This is a genomic window from Natrinema hispanicum, assembly GCF_004217335.1.
GTDB lineage: Archaea > Halobacteriota > Halobacteria > Halobacteriales > Natrialbaceae > Natrinema > Natrinema hispanicum.
In genome coordinates, this window is the sequence record NZ_SHMP01000007.1 from 136,384 (window position 1) to 149,379 (window position 12,996).

The window sequence follows — 12,996 nt, forward strand, 5'->3', positions numbered from 1 at the left end:
ACCACGTACAGATACTAGCCCATCCATGAATGAACGACGAAATCGTCAACTAAGTGCCATCGTTGGTACGTTTCTTATTTTCATCACCGGTAGTGTCGTCCTACTTGTTGAGAATCTACTCAAAACACCACTTCTACTCAGTCAGGTGACGTTGCTAGGACTGGCAGGCATCTTCGATATCGTGGCAGCGACAGACACGCAACTAACTGCCCGCTGGGCATGGTATCAATGGAGTGGCCTCGGAAACATCTGTCTCGGACTGTCACTCCCACTTGGGTTCGTGGGAAGCAAAAACAGTCTCTTTTTCGTTCTAGTGGCCGGCATCGGTGGACTTTCGCTAGCGGCGATGGGTATTGACATGCTCGTCTATCATGGAAAGTATACCCGTGGTGAGAGGCTCGGTCAAAAGGGCACATAAAGTGAACAACCACTCCAAGTTTCTTCGGTAGGGCGGTCCACGGACATCGGGTTCGAGCAAGCGTTCTGGCATTTCCAGAACCCGCTCCCGAGAAGTTGTCGATTGAGTCTGCGGGACGACTGTTAATTCAGCTCACCGGCAGGCTTTTGCGAGCAACCCTGTAACTGTGCACCATGAGCCTCACCACTGATGACTTCGCCGAGTTCATGGCTGATGATCCAGAGGATGACAAAGGGGTTCCACTCGGGGATGCATTACTGGAGTTGGCTCTCGACATTGAGGTCGATGCTGTCGAAGAGATCCGTGACGCCCGCGAACGACTCTGAAACTACTGTATATGGGGCATATCTCTGAGTAGTGTGGCGACACACTAGGTTTTTCAGGACTGCTCTGTTGAATAGATGCTGAGTCACGGTTACAGAGGCTCACACAGCGATTCTATATTGATGAGGGCGAACATCAGGACAATTTCACGGAACTGGCGATACCAGCCCAGCGCTCGCACGGCGTCGCCGAGCGAGCGCTTCGTTGTTGAGTACGAGGCTTCGGCCATCCAGCGCTGAGAGTATCCTTTTGCCCGAATGAGCGCGTTGTTCATGACTGCATTCGGTGATGAGCCGCGGTAGTGAACAAGGTACTCAACGTCAAGTGCGGAGATTTCGTACTCAGTGTGCCAGTCTTGGAACGCGTTGTCGGCAACCACGGACTGCAGGTCGTCCGCGTTTCGGCGGACGACCTGCGGTCCGGTCTTCGTATCGTGCTTCCACCGTGCTGTGATATGGACATCGAGAACAGCGAGCGACTCTATATCAGTTAATGTCGTCACTTTCAGCGTCTGCACGGTATTTCCTGACCGCTGGCGGAAGTACGACGAAGAACGGCGGCGGTCAAAGAACGTGCTGTCGAGAGCAGCGTGGCCAGACTGCGGGTGTTGCTGCGCTGAAACGCGCAGCAACGCCCGCCACACCCACATTTTCAGCCGGTCGAACGACTTGTAGATCGTGCTGTAGTCGGGGAGGTTCTCTCGATCGAGACCGAGTACGTCACAAATCTCGGTCATGTACTTCAACCGATTCGGCGTTTCACGGTAGCTGTGACCTTCTTCGAGCCGAAAACAGTGTAGGACGACATGGACCCAGCGGGCGAACCCGCCGCTGGCGGGCTCGCCCGCGTGCTTCCCCAACGCTTGTTTGGCTAGGTCACGACACTGCTCAACGAAGTCGAGGATATCGATTTCCATAGGACAGAATCGAATTCCTCGGCTTCATCCTTCTAAGCCAGTGATATCGGCTGATTAGATCGCTGTTCAACAGAGCATTCAGGACAAGTCTCATAGTGATAGATATGAGCAGTGAGAGGATCGACGCCGAAAGCAAGGTATCAGGAAATCAAGCGAACATCCCGGCACGGATTCGGCGTGAACTCGATATCGACGACGGTGATCAGCTCCGGTGGCATATCGAAGACGATGGGAGCGTTCGCATCCAAATCATCCAACAGCAAACAGGCACGTTCGCTGAATTCGATGGCTACGAGGGCGAGACGGATACCAACGTCACGACCGATCATGACGCTTGGGGCGTAGAGTAAATGCCACGCGCGCTCATCGATACAACGGTCCTCTTCGCAGCAACATACAGACGAGACAGTTCCCACGAAGCCGCGTTCCCGATACTCCATGGCATCGACGATGGGACCCTTCCAGAGGCAGTGGTCCTCGACTACGTCCTCGCAGAAACGCTCAACGGCTTTGTTACCCACGCTGGCCACGACGCAGCTGTCGACCTCCTTGATCGTATTGAGGAAAACGCTCGCTTCCATATCGACTCTCTCACTGCCGACGCTCTTGCGACGGGAAAAGCACTGTTCCGACAGCACGAACCACTGTCCTTCGTCGATAGTTGCATTATCGCGTATATGCAGACCGAGGGACTCGGTTATCTGTATGCGTTCGACAATGACTTTGATGCAGCAGAGGATGTTTATCGACTCGACACAGCTACGGACCCCTACGATCCCAACTGACGCCGACAGACGGGTGTGAATTGCTACCGGTCACTGTCTTCAGAAGAAACAAGACACTGGCGCTCACTGACTGACGACTCTCCAGCTGCTCGAGTCCGGCATATTTTGTGAGACCCCCTGATGGGCGGAGGTCTTCTCGAGTTCAGTTCGATTCGATCCGACACGACTCGAGAAGCAGTGATCAAACATGGCTACGAGCAGCAGCTCCCGGGAAACGTTCGATGATTCGGACACCCGGCACGACGAGATGCACAGTACGATCGAGGCATGGATCCAGGACCTCGTCAACGAAGTCGATGACGCCGTCTCGAGCGACCAGTTCACAGAGTGGTTGGACGTCCAGAGTCGGTTCCACGACTACTCGCACCGAAACACGCTGTTGATCAAACTCCAGTGTCCACACGCGACACGCGTTGCCGGCTATCGAACATGGCAAAACGAGTTTGACCGGCATGTGAAGGAAGGAGAGACAGCGATCTGGATCTGGGCACCCATCATTGCAAAGCAGTGCCCTGACTGTGGGAACTCCCCGTCGTACCACGAGCGCAGTGACTGTGAATACGATGAAACCCCTCCGGACAGCTGGGAAAAGGGACTCGTGGGCTTTCGGCCAGCACCCGTCTTCGATATCTCACAGACTGACGGCGAGCCACTGCCCGACCTCGAGACCGAAGCAAAGGGACAGGCCGACGAGTTAGTTCCCGCACTCCTCGAGGCAGCAGACTCACTCGAGGTGGACGTAGAGGTCGTGCCACCCCAGGACTGGTCGCATGGGAGTGCCAAGGGAATCTGCCAGTATCGACCAGCGGAACAGCCACGCGTCGCTGTCCGTGATCGCGAGAATGACGCTGATCTTGCCGTCACGCTCGTTCACGAGTACGCGCATGCGCTGTTACACAATGGCGTCGACGACGAGGCTGAACGATCGAAACGTGAGCTCGAGGCCGAAGCGGTCGGTTACATCGTTGGACGGCACTTCAAGTTGGATACCAGTGGGTCAGCGTTCTACCTCGCCGCGTGGCACGGTGACGAACCAGAGACGATCCTCGATCGGCTTGAGCGAATCAGTTCGACCGCCCAGGAGATCATCGACATCGTCAGCGAAGTGATCGACGATGAGTGATCAACCGCTTCTGCTTGAGATCATCACTGCACTCGAGGAACAGGGCCTCGATCGGGACGAGTACCAACTCCAGCGGGTGATCGACGTCGAAGCACTCGAGCGACTTGTAGACTCGATGGGTCCACAGACTGATATTGATCTCGAGATTCGGTTCTCGATTGGGGAGTTCCGTGTGATAGTGACACCATCCGATGTTGCCGTGATGAAGATGTCGTGAACCGCCTCGGGGTCAAGCCCCGAGGCACTCGCCTTGCACTGCCTGTAGAGTTCGTCAGCGGCTTGTCCGGTCGTCTCAGCTGAACTCGTCGCTCGTGAACTTGCGACGAAGATAGCAGCACCACACCCCGAAACCAGCACGCCAGCGATCAACGACGACGGTCTGGGGAGAATCCATGAGTTCCATCTCATCGTAGAAGCGGCTGTAATCAACACTGTGAAAAGACTTCTATGACGCCCTCTATAGTATAGCTATCGTCCGATTTCACTGCCACCGCGGGTATGAACAGATGAACGAAGGACCTCGCGAATCAGACGGAGCACTGATTCATGTGCATCCGGCGGCATCCCGTCACACCAGGCATTTGTTCCGCCTACGATCCCATCGATACTACCAGCCATCGATGCCTGAACAAGCATCCGACGCTCTACCTCGGGATCATGTAATACGGGGGTCTGCGTCACGTGTGAGAGACAGGCTGCGATCGCGTGCCCACCCCAATTCGAAACCGTTGCCGGAACCAAGAGATCCGTTTCAATGTCCGCTGCTGTCCCTGCTCCACAGCCACACTGACATTCGTCCCCGTACTGGATCTCATCTTCGACTGTTTCTTGAACAAGACCCATACCGACCTCATTTCCTGCGTCGCCGACAGAGACCGTCAACACATCAGCCGGAAGTCGACTGTAGAGTTCATCCACTTTGGCTGTCTGTTCGGTCACGTCGTATCCAGACATATTGTGGTAGACACCCTCCTTGTTTGGAGCGGCCTTCTCTACGGCGATGACCGCAGCGGGGTCAATCTCTGACAAGATTTCCTCGACATACTTCTGAGCCTTAGAGCGGTCAGCGGGGAATGGTTCGACCGAGACAGACCGTTTGTTATTGGATACTGCCTCTCGATCAAGAACACGGAGTTCACCAGCCGTTGCCGTTGCCTCACAAATATCGACAGCCGCAGGTTCACATGCAATGATCGGGTTTGCATCGAGAGCACTGTCGACAGCACGTGCAACAGAGACCGCTCCGAGTGGCCCATCTGTCTCCTGAACCATCGACGGCGGAATCAAAAAGCCAGTGAGCACAAGCACAGTATCCTCGGAATCGACAGCGTTATTGAGACGTTCAGCAGCCTGCATCGAAGGGTTGCTCCCTTGTTTTTCGCGAACTGCAGAGGAAATGGGATAAATCGTATCGCGACTCCCGATATCAGTCGTCGTTAGGTCATCGACAATCGTAGCCACGTTTTTTGTATTTTCTGGCATTATTATCCTGATTGAGTGGTGTTTAGTACTCTATAAAGACTTGTCAGCGGTCACTCGTCTGCTTGGTCGTCGAACTGGATTAGCTCTCGTTCCTCAAGTTGCATGAGGAAGTGAGCAAGCGTTTCGTTGACTGGTTCGACACGATCGGCGTCGTGTTCTTCGGCGACGATCGATGCGATCTCAGAGACGGTATGATTGCCGTCGCAGTGGCGCCAAACGGTCGTCCCGACTGGATCCAGCGTGAGTTCGCGTTCACGGCTTGTCCCGAAGAGATCGAACAGGAACTGGTCGAGTCGATTTCGTGGGGATTTCGTCCACGTGATCGTGACTCGTCGGTCGCCATCACTGATCGTTACTTCCCAGTCGTCCGTGGTTCGTGTCGGGATAGCATTCGGCGCATGCGTGCTCATGTATCGACCGTTTGGGGCCCGCGGAGGACACCGACAGTGAAGATTCCGACAAGGGCGACAAGAGCCACAACGCCAAGGATCGTCTGTGTTTCGGCGCCGAACCCTAATGGGAACGGGGCACCGCTGGCCGCGCCGATCTCGAGGATGTAGAGCGCGCCGATGACGATCCCCATGATCGCTTCGCCGGTGATCAGCCCAGCAGCGATAATCCGTCCCCGGTAGGTTGTATGTTCCTCGACGGTGCCGTCCTCGTCGTCGTTCCGCGCGACGTACCAGTCGATTCCAGCACGGAGCAGGCCGCCCAAGAAGATCGGCGTCGCGAGCGTGATCGGAAGGTAGATTCCGACTGCGAAAGGCAACACTGGGACGTCCATGAGGATCAAGACGATCGCAAAGACGGCGCCAATGAGGATCATCCCCCATTGGGCGGTTCCAGTGAGAACTCCTTCAGAGATCAGTGCCATCATCCCCGCCTGTGGTGCGGGAATTGTCTCGCTCCCAATGCCGTACGCCTGATGGAAGAAAGACAGTACCCAGCCCGCAAAGAGGGCAGAGATTGCGATCCCAATCATCTGTGCGATCTGCTGATTGCGTGGCGTCGCACCAAGAAGATAGCCGGTCTTCAGGTCTTGTGAGGTGTCGCCTGCGACTGCCGCAGCGATCGCGACGACTGAGGCCGTGACAAGTACCACGACAGGATCGGTCACGCCGGTCGACTTCAGTGCTAGCGCGGCGATCAGGATCGTCGCAACGGCCATCCCAGAGACGGGGTTCGACGAACTCCCCACAACCCCAACCAGATATGCGGAGACAGCAACGAAGAGAAAGGCGGCAACAACAGCGATGACCCCGCCCAACAGTCCGACTTGAACCTGTGGAATTGCGACCAACGCGAGCGCGATCACGGCAGCCCCGATAACGACGAGCTTCATCGGGAGATCTCGCTGCGTTCGCCGCTGTTGCTCCGTTGCAGTCGTCGCGGAGCCGCGAAGATCGGCCATGGCTGTTGCGAGCGCATCGCGGATCGTCCCGCTCATCGAAAGAATCGCATAGAACCCGCCGACGATCATCGCGCCTGCACCGACGTAGCGGATGTACTCGTCCCAGACTGCGTTCGCCTGCGTCATAAGCGTCGCGTCGGCGGCCGCCTCCGGAACGAAGCCGCCCGTAATGAGCAGCGGGATTAACATCATCCAGGCGATCAACCCGCCGCCGAACACGTAGCCAGCAATCTTTGGACCGATGATGTATCCCACGCCGATCAGTGCGGGAGTGAAATCGCCACCGATGGCGAATCCACGAGTCTGACCCGCCGAAAAGGCCGTCTGAATGGTCGTCTTGAACGCAGCCATCCCGCTAGCCAGCCACATATAGACGAAACTCACGAAAAAGCCAAGCGAGATGAGCTTTACGCCCCCCTCGCCCTGTGAGCCAGCTTCGAGAACGTCTGCACACGCAGTCCCCTCCGGATAGGGGAGTTCCTCGTGTTTGTCGACAATGAGATATCGACGCATCGGGATCATAAAGAGAATCCCAAGCAGTCCGCCCAGAACTGCGACCGCTGCGGTTCCGGCAATGTCGATGGGTTGATCAAGGAACGTGACGCCAGCGATCGTAAAGATCACGCCGGCTGCCAGCGCCTCGCCCGCGGACGTCATCGTCTGGACGATATTGTTCTCGAGGATCGTCCCGCCGATACCGGCGTTGCGAAGTGCGTAAAACACGCCCATGCTGATAACCGCAGCTGGGATCGAGGCGCTGATAGTCATTCCCGACCGCATCCCGAGATACATGTTCGCGGTCAACAGCACCACGTTGAGCGCAAGACCGATCAGGACTGCCTTGATCGTGAGTTCTGTGACGCTTTTCCCAGCGGGGACGGTTGGAGACGGGCCGTCTCTCGCTGTCTGTTCGTTCGCTGTGCGACTGTCGTTCGACGCGATTGTATCTTCCGATGGTCCGTGAGACATGTTCGAATCAGGCGGCCGTCCTCGTCACCCAGTGCCAAAAAACAACTTGAGTGTCACAACGGAGGGAATTTCCGTGGTGATGCACCGAGTTCGTGGGAAAGCGGTTCCGCGTTCAGGATTGGTGTAGTCAGTTGCAGCTATAAATACAGAGCGTTCTTCGGAAACGGATTGCTAGCCGGATAGGGCGACTTATGAGATTTAGATTGAAACGTTACAGTGATGCACTTCATTGTCGTCGGAGCAGGGAGCGTCGGCACTCTATTGGTAGATATCGCATCACGAACTCGAAACGACGTGGTAGTCATCGAGAACGACACGACGAGAGCGAACGAGATTGCCAACAAATACGATTGTCTGGTACTCAACGACGACGCTACGAAAGAAAAAATACTCGAGGAAGCAGGCGCTGACCGAGCTGACGCCCTCATCTCGACACTCGAGTTGGACGCGACGAACCTATTTGTCTGTCTGCTCGCGACCGAACTCGGGATTCCAACTGTTGTTTCTGTGCTACATCAGCCTGAACACCGAGAGCTGTTCCGCAAGATGGGTGTCAATGCGGTCAAAAGTCCTCACCAACTCGCCGCTGAATCACTGTATCGGACGGCACGACAGCCTGCGATTATCGACTACATGCCGGTTGAAGGCGATGCAGAAGTGTTCGAAATCGACGTCACAGAACAGGCTCCGATCGCGGGGCAGACTCTCAAGAAAGCTCGATCAGACGAGGTGATTCCTGACGATGTGCTTGTTGTCGCTATCGTCCGCGAGGACGGCAACGAGCCACAGATCGCTCGCCCGACAACAGCGATCGAACCCGGTGACCGGCTAACCGTCTACTCCGAACGTGGAACTAATCCAGCAGTGACGGATATCTTCGGGTTCTTTGACGATTATCAATGAGAAGTGACACGATCGCGCCTCTCGGACGGGATCTTGGCTGGATGCTTCGGGTTCTTGGTTGGCTGATTTTGGTATCGGTCGTCGTCCCGCTCGTCTGGGGGGAATACTACGCCATCCCAGGACTTGTGATCTCGGGGCTGGTACCGGTAGCGATTGGATGGGGACTCTCAACAGCGTTCGCTGATGCCGACAGTCCAGACAAACTGCATGGAATGATGATCGCCGCTACGGGCTGGTTCGCTATCGCAGTGTTCGGTTCGCTGCCGTTTCTCACGGTTGCCTGGATTGCGACACTTACGCCGGGTGGACTCGGACTTGCAACGCCACCCCTGACGGAGAGTCTCACCGTCTTCACGAACCCACTGAACGCGATCTTCGAGAGTATGAGTGGATTCACTGGAACAGGATTAACGATGGCCGAAGACGAGAGTACGCTCCCACGGACGCTACAGTGGTGGCGGAGTCTGATCCAGTGGGTCGGCGGTGTTGGTGTGATCGTGCTTACGACGGCAATCCTTGCTCGTCCCGGAAGCGGGTCGTTGACGCTGTACAAAAGCGAGGCGCGGTCGCAGAAGATTCATCCCAGTATCGTCTCGACGGTACAAACGATCTGGTGGATCTTCCTTCTGTTTACGTCACTCTCGATTCTGTTGCTCTGGCTGGCCGGGCTGCCACCGTGGCAGGCAATCAACCACGGTATGACCGCTATTTCAACCGGCGGATTCTCGGTTATCGACGGGTCGATCGGTGCATACGATAGCGTCGTCATCGAGGCTGTCTTGCTCCCGATTATGATTGCGGGCGGCATTGCATTTCCAGTCCACTATCTCGTACTTCAGGGGGACTTACGAGGACTTTATACGGATCTTCAGACGCGATGGTTGGCCGCAGTTCTCGTGGTTGGGTCGGTGTTTCTCTGGCTGTTGGTTTCGCCGGCGTACGATTCGGTCATGGAAGCGTTCCGATACGGCGTCTTCCAGTTCGTTTCAGCACTGACTGCCACAGGATTCCAGACGGCGACTGAACCGGCACCCCTCTCGCTGGCTGTCTGGCCCACAAGTGCCCTGCTCACGCTGGTGTTCGCGATGGTCGTTGGCGCAGCAGCCGGTTCCACCGCCGGCGGAATCAAACTCATTCGGCTGATAATGCTGGTGAAAGGGATCCGATTTCGCGTCTCCTATGTTTTCTATCCCGACAGTACTGTCCACCGACTTTGGATTGACGACCGGGTCCTCGACGAAGAAGAAGGTCCCCGGGAATTCGGAGAAGCAGCGATCATTGCTCTCCTCTGGTTTGTGTTCCTTGCAACGAGCCTGTTCGTTCTCCTGATGACTCTCCCGAGCGAGACCTATCCCCTGGAAATGATCCTCTTCGAAATCGCAAGTTCACAAGGGAACATCGGCCTTTCGGCCGGGATCACTGGCCCCGAGTCGTTACCGACGGCCGGCAAGCTTGCATTCATCCTGAATATGTGGATCGGCCGACTCGAGATTATCCCGATCCTTGTCACACTTCGAGCACTCTTCTGGCGAGGTGGCATCTACGAATGAGTCGGCGTCACTACCGAAGTCGACTCCTTACCTGGGTACTAAACTCGGGTCCGGATGATCCAGTCTACAATCTCTATCTCATGCTTGGGCCGCTTCTGATTCTTTTCGTCGTCCTTGTCGGAAGGAATAGCATGACGACGGTTCTTGTTGCCGGATACATCGTCGGATTCGTTGTCTACACGATTTACAACGTGTCCACGACTCTGGAACACCCCGACTGGGTGCAACATCCGTAACTACCAGCTATGGTAAACGGTGGGGTTCCATGGTTCCGCCGGGTTAGAATATTTATTGGTTTATCGATGAAGTAGTGCTGTCACTCGTTCGATTCCGGTTGCGTCAGACGCCACGACTCGATCCCACAGGAATAACGCAGGCGGAAGCGCAACGACAGATGCCACAAATGAATAAAACACGCTCAACGCGATCAAGATTCCGAAGTCACCAAGTACGGGCGTAATCGCGAGCGTAAGCGCCCCGGTTCCAATCGACGTCGTGAGCATACTCCCGGTGAGCGCACCACCAGTCCTCGACAACGTCGTTGTAACCGCCGATAGCGTCTCCGGTTGATCATTGTATTCATCTACAAACCGATGGGTAAAGTGAACTGAATAATCGATCCCAAGTCCGATAGCGAACGAGAGAAGTAGCCCCGTTACGGCATTCAACGGCATATCGAGTAGCCGCATCGTGCCAAGCAGGGATGCAATAGCGATCCCTATCGGAAACACGTTGATCAGCCCAATCCCCGGTCTCTGCTCGAGGACGGCATAAATGATCACGAGGAATACTGTTGAGAGAATAAGAGCAAGTACCATGCCCTGAATCGACGACACGAAGAGAATGTCAGTGATCGCATTATAAATCAGGGGCGTTCCTGTAGCAGTTGCAGCATAGCGGAAGGAATCAGCGTGATCGGCTCCGTCCGCCGCGATTTCGTCCACCGTGGTCCCTGCTTCGATAGTGTACTCGATCTGTGCTGCTCGGCGATCGTCAGCCAAGTACTGTCGTGCCTCTGGACCTGCTGACGAAGCGAACAGTTCGTCGTAGATCAAGTCGAGATTGCGGTCTGGAATTCCATTGTCATTCCGGTCGTTGCGGTCGATGAGAGCAGCGAACTCAGGGTCCTGTGCGGCATGAGATCGAATGACCGTGACGATACTCTGCGATTCCACCTGTTCGTCCGACCCGACAGCGAACGTACTCGGCGGATCATTGTCTGGTCTGGCCAGCGCCTCGAGCGCGTGATCCTCTTCGAACGGCCCTTCGACATATATTGTGACAGACTGATCCTGATCAGTCACAAACCGGTCTTCGAGTAAGTTGAGCGTCTCAGTAGCGGTGTACTCACCAGGGGCAAACGGTTCCGGCACGTGTTCACCGTACCACGCCTCGTCTTCAGGTGGCAGGAAGTCCTCCTGTTCAAACGTCGTTTCGACGCCGGTGCCGTATGCACCCATTCCAGCCCCGAATATCAAGAGAATAATGACCAAGATCACCGGAGCACGCTTTCCGACAGTCGCTGACACAGCCAAGAGACGACCAAGCGAGGACTCCTCGGAGGCGATCGGTGTCGAGTTGAACTCCGGAACGCCATATCGAGTCCGGAGGCGATCGGCCCGAAGCTTCACCGCAGGTAAAAACCCAGCAAAAATAACGAACGCGAAGACAATCCCGACAGCTGCTGTGAGTCCCATCTCCCGCATCGGCTCGAGGTCAGAAAAGAGGTTCGCGCCAAAGCCAAACATTGCGGTAGCGGTGACGATGGAAAAAGCGATCGAGAGTTGGTTTATCGAAGTACGCATTGCGGGGACCGGATCGCAGCCTGAAACCTTTTCCTCCCGATAGCGGTTGATGATGTGTATCCCGAAGTCGACTCCGACAGCCAACAACAGGACTGGAACGATAATCATCTCCTGCCCGAACGGGATCCCGGCATAGCCGAGGAATCCGAACGTCCAGACGATCGTCATTAATAGCGCGATCAAGCCAAGCGCCAAATCAAACGGATCTCGGTAGGCAATGGCGAGGAATCCTAAAAGCAGCGCCACGACGACGGGCATAACCATCACGAACGAATCGCTGATGACGTCCTCGAGTTCGGAGTCGACAAGTCCGCTCCCGAACGCCCGGAGGTCTGCCGGTTCATCCTCTGCCAGCGTGTTGATCGTCGTCAGAATGCCATCCATATCCTCGTCATCGAACCCGGACGGGACATCGTGTTTGATAACCGTTATGGACGCCGATGCCGATGCCTGGTTGCGGTTGAAATCCTCTGACACCAGCATCGAGAACTCACGACTCGCGCTTACCTCTTTGACCGCCTGTCGAATCTCCGTATCTGTTGCTCGGTCGACTGCTCGGCGCTGTTCGGCCGGCGTTTCGGCGGCAGGATCAAGCGCCTGTGCGACCATCGTCGCAGGCCCGTGTGCGGACTCCATCCTGAGATCCGGCCGATCGTTGATCCGCTCGAGCAGGTGGAGCACGTGGAGAAGTGCTTCCTGAGTGAGGACATCGCTCCCGTCGTGTATCAACTGTGTTGTCTCGCTATCGGTTGTGAACGGTCCTCCGAACTCCTCGTCGACAGCATCTTGTGCTTCTTTGACTTCGAGTCCCTCTGAATACCTGTCGCCCAGGTCTGTTTCCGTCTCAACCAACGGTATGCCGGCGGCGAAAAGCGCAGTCCCGAGGAGAAACACGATAACGACTGCTCGAGGTCGGGAGACGATGAGTTCGGTAAGCTGTGAAATCGTCTCGTCAATCCGGTTTCCGATGCTAGTCATGGACAATTGATGATTTTACTCCGTCGACAGGATAGCCATTCTCAGGAATATAAGTGGTCTTGATTGCAACGGAGGCCTGGTCGACACCTATACGGCGGCTCCACCTTCCCGAACCAACTAGACATGTTGATTCGACACGGCAAACCGGACAAGTGGTCACGGCTTCCAACGCCGTTGGACCTCCTGTATGCGGAAATAACCCTGCGACATCGGTCAGATACTGTTCGGCGACGGCAGAGCGAACACTCGGCGATGTCGCCGGCATTATAGCGGCGGGAACCGGTCGGACCTTTCCCTGGTTCCTTCCCGACCATCTGTTTGCGCCTGAGCGA

At 55.8% G+C, this 12,996-nt stretch carries 14 protein-coding genes; 9 read left to right on the top strand and 5 right to left on the bottom strand.

Annotated features, from left to right (window positions below):
- Positions 1-25 precede the first annotated feature (25 nt).
- Both BDK88_RS17225 and BDK88_RS21335 read left to right on the top strand, forming a co-directional pair.
- Positions 26-418: a hypothetical protein gene (locus tag BDK88_RS17225; RefSeq protein ID WP_092935757.1), complete on the top strand. Its 393-nt coding sequence runs from the start codon at positions 26-28 to the stop codon at positions 416-418.
- 173 nt (positions 419-591) lie between these two features.
- Complete coding sequence (locus BDK88_RS21335; protein WP_165396990.1) at positions 592-744, top strand: hypothetical protein; 153 nt, start codon at positions 592-594, stop codon at positions 742-744.
- 89 nt (positions 745-833) lie between these two features.
- Here BDK88_RS21335 and BDK88_RS17230 read toward each other — a convergent pair whose 3' ends face one another.
- Positions 834-1,658, bottom strand: a complete 825-nt coding sequence (locus BDK88_RS17230) for an IS5 family transposase (RefSeq protein WP_130501466.1) — start codon at positions 1,656-1,658, stop codon at positions 834-836.
- Between the two features lie 104 nt (positions 1,659-1,762).
- Here BDK88_RS17230 and BDK88_RS17235 point away from each other — a divergent pair, with 104 nt between their 5' ends.
- From BDK88_RS17235 to BDK88_RS17250, 4 genes are all read left to right on the top strand, one after another.
- The gene (locus tag BDK88_RS17235) at positions 1,763-2,008 is read left to right on the top strand and encodes an AbrB/MazE/SpoVT family DNA-binding domain-containing protein (protein WP_092935386.1); all 246 of its coding nucleotides are present in this window, start codon (positions 1,763-1,765) and stop codon (positions 2,006-2,008) included.
- Positions 2,009-2,443, top strand: coding sequence for a PIN domain-containing protein (locus BDK88_RS17240; protein ID WP_092935384.1), 435 nt, complete (start codon positions 2,009-2,011; stop codon positions 2,441-2,443). It abuts the gene before it with no gap.
- 187 nt (positions 2,444-2,630) lie between these two features.
- Positions 2,631-3,566: an ArdC-like ssDNA-binding domain-containing protein gene (locus BDK88_RS17245; RefSeq protein WP_092935382.1), complete on the top strand. Its 936-nt coding sequence runs from the start codon at positions 2,631-2,633 to the stop codon at positions 3,564-3,566.
- Positions 3,559-3,783, top strand: a complete 225-nt coding sequence (locus tag BDK88_RS17250) for a HalOD1 output domain-containing protein (RefSeq protein WP_092935380.1) — start codon at positions 3,559-3,561, stop codon at positions 3,781-3,783. Before BDK88_RS17245 ends, BDK88_RS17250 begins: the two co-directional genes overlap by 8 nt.
- A 251-nt stretch (positions 3,784-4,034) precedes the next feature.
- On the opposite strand, the gene BDK88_RS17255 is transcribed toward BDK88_RS17250, so the two are convergent.
- The 3 genes from BDK88_RS17255 to BDK88_RS17265 are packed head-to-tail and all read right to left on the bottom strand — an operon-like array spanning position 4,035 to position 7,428.
- Positions 4,035-5,048: a glutamate cyclase domain-containing protein gene (locus BDK88_RS17255; RefSeq protein WP_092935378.1), complete on the bottom strand. Its 1,014-nt coding sequence runs from the start codon at positions 5,046-5,048 to the stop codon at positions 4,035-4,037.
- 50 nt (positions 5,049-5,098) lie between these two features.
- Positions 5,099-5,458, bottom strand: a complete 360-nt coding sequence (locus BDK88_RS17260; RefSeq protein WP_092935376.1) for a PqqD family protein — start codon at positions 5,456-5,458, stop codon at positions 5,099-5,101.
- On the bottom strand, positions 5,455-7,428 hold the full coding sequence (locus tag BDK88_RS17265) for an OPT family oligopeptide transporter (protein ID WP_092935374.1): 1,974 nt from the start codon (positions 7,426-7,428) through the stop codon (positions 5,455-5,457). The genes BDK88_RS17260 and BDK88_RS17265 overlap by 4 nt, the downstream gene beginning before the upstream one ends.
- Positions 7,429-7,647: 219 nt before the next feature.
- Here BDK88_RS17265 and BDK88_RS17270 point away from each other — a divergent pair, with 219 nt between their 5' ends.
- From BDK88_RS17270 to BDK88_RS17280, 3 genes are read left to right on the top strand one after another with little or no spacing between them, the layout of a single operon-like run.
- Entirely contained in the window at positions 7,648-8,331 is a 684-nt protein-coding gene (locus tag BDK88_RS17270; protein ID WP_092935372.1) for a potassium channel family protein, read from the top strand.
- A complete protein-coding gene (locus tag BDK88_RS17275) occupies positions 8,328-9,881 on the top strand; it encodes a TrkH family potassium uptake protein (RefSeq protein ID WP_242611695.1) in 1,554 nt (517 codons plus the stop codon). Before BDK88_RS17270 ends, BDK88_RS17275 begins: the two co-directional genes overlap by 4 nt.
- On the top strand, positions 9,878-10,117 hold the full coding sequence (locus tag BDK88_RS17280) for a DUF2177 family protein (RefSeq protein WP_130501467.1): 240 nt from the start codon (positions 9,878-9,880) through the stop codon (positions 10,115-10,117). The genes BDK88_RS17275 and BDK88_RS17280 overlap by 4 nt, the downstream gene beginning before the upstream one ends.
- 60 nt (positions 10,118-10,177) lie before the next feature.
- Here BDK88_RS17280 and BDK88_RS17285 read toward each other — a convergent pair whose 3' ends face one another.
- Positions 10,178-12,664 carry an efflux RND transporter permease subunit gene (locus tag BDK88_RS17285; protein ID WP_130501468.1) on the bottom strand — a complete coding sequence of 829 codons (2,487 nt, stop codon included), beginning with the start codon at positions 12,662-12,664 and terminating at the stop codon, positions 10,178-10,180.
- Positions 12,665-12,996 lie beyond the last annotated feature (332 nt).

Coding starts and splice junctions, on each gene's coding strand:
- BDK88_RS17225 (WP_092935757.1), top strand. CDS start 26: ATGAATGAACGACGAAATCGTCAACTAAGTGCCATCGTTGGTACGTTT.
- BDK88_RS21335 (WP_165396990.1), top strand. CDS start 592: ATGAGCCTCACCACTGATGACTTCGCCGAGTTCATGGCTGATGATCCA.
- BDK88_RS17230 (WP_130501466.1), bottom strand. CDS start 1,658: ATGGAAATCGATATCCTCGACTTCGTTGAGCAGTGTCGTGACCTAGCC.
- BDK88_RS17235 (WP_092935386.1), top strand. CDS start 1,763: ATGAGCAGTGAGAGGATCGACGCCGAAAGCAAGGTATCAGGAAATCAA.
- BDK88_RS17240 (WP_092935384.1), top strand. CDS start 2,009: ATGCCACGCGCGCTCATCGATACAACGGTCCTCTTCGCAGCAACATAC.
- BDK88_RS17245 (WP_092935382.1), top strand. CDS start 2,631: ATGGCTACGAGCAGCAGCTCCCGGGAAACGTTCGATGATTCGGACACC.
- BDK88_RS17250 (WP_092935380.1), top strand. CDS start 3,559: ATGAGTGATCAACCGCTTCTGCTTGAGATCATCACTGCACTCGAGGAA.
- BDK88_RS17255 (WP_092935378.1), bottom strand. CDS start 5,048: ATGCCAGAAAATACAAAAAACGTGGCTACGATTGTCGATGACCTAACG.
- BDK88_RS17260 (WP_092935376.1), bottom strand. CDS start 5,458: ATGAGCACGCATGCGCCGAATGCTATCCCGACACGAACCACGGACGAC.
- BDK88_RS17265 (WP_092935374.1), bottom strand. CDS start 7,428: ATGTCTCACGGACCATCGGAAGATACAATCGCGTCGAACGACAGTCGC.
- BDK88_RS17270 (WP_092935372.1), top strand. CDS start 7,648: ATGCACTTCATTGTCGTCGGAGCAGGGAGCGTCGGCACTCTATTGGTA.
- BDK88_RS17275 (WP_242611695.1), top strand. CDS start 8,328: ATGAGAAGTGACACGATCGCGCCTCTCGGACGGGATCTTGGCTGGATG.
- BDK88_RS17280 (WP_130501467.1), top strand. CDS start 9,878: ATGAGTCGGCGTCACTACCGAAGTCGACTCCTTACCTGGGTACTAAAC.
- BDK88_RS17285 (WP_130501468.1), bottom strand. CDS start 12,664: ATGACTAGCATCGGAAACCGGATTGACGAGACGATTTCACAGCTTACC.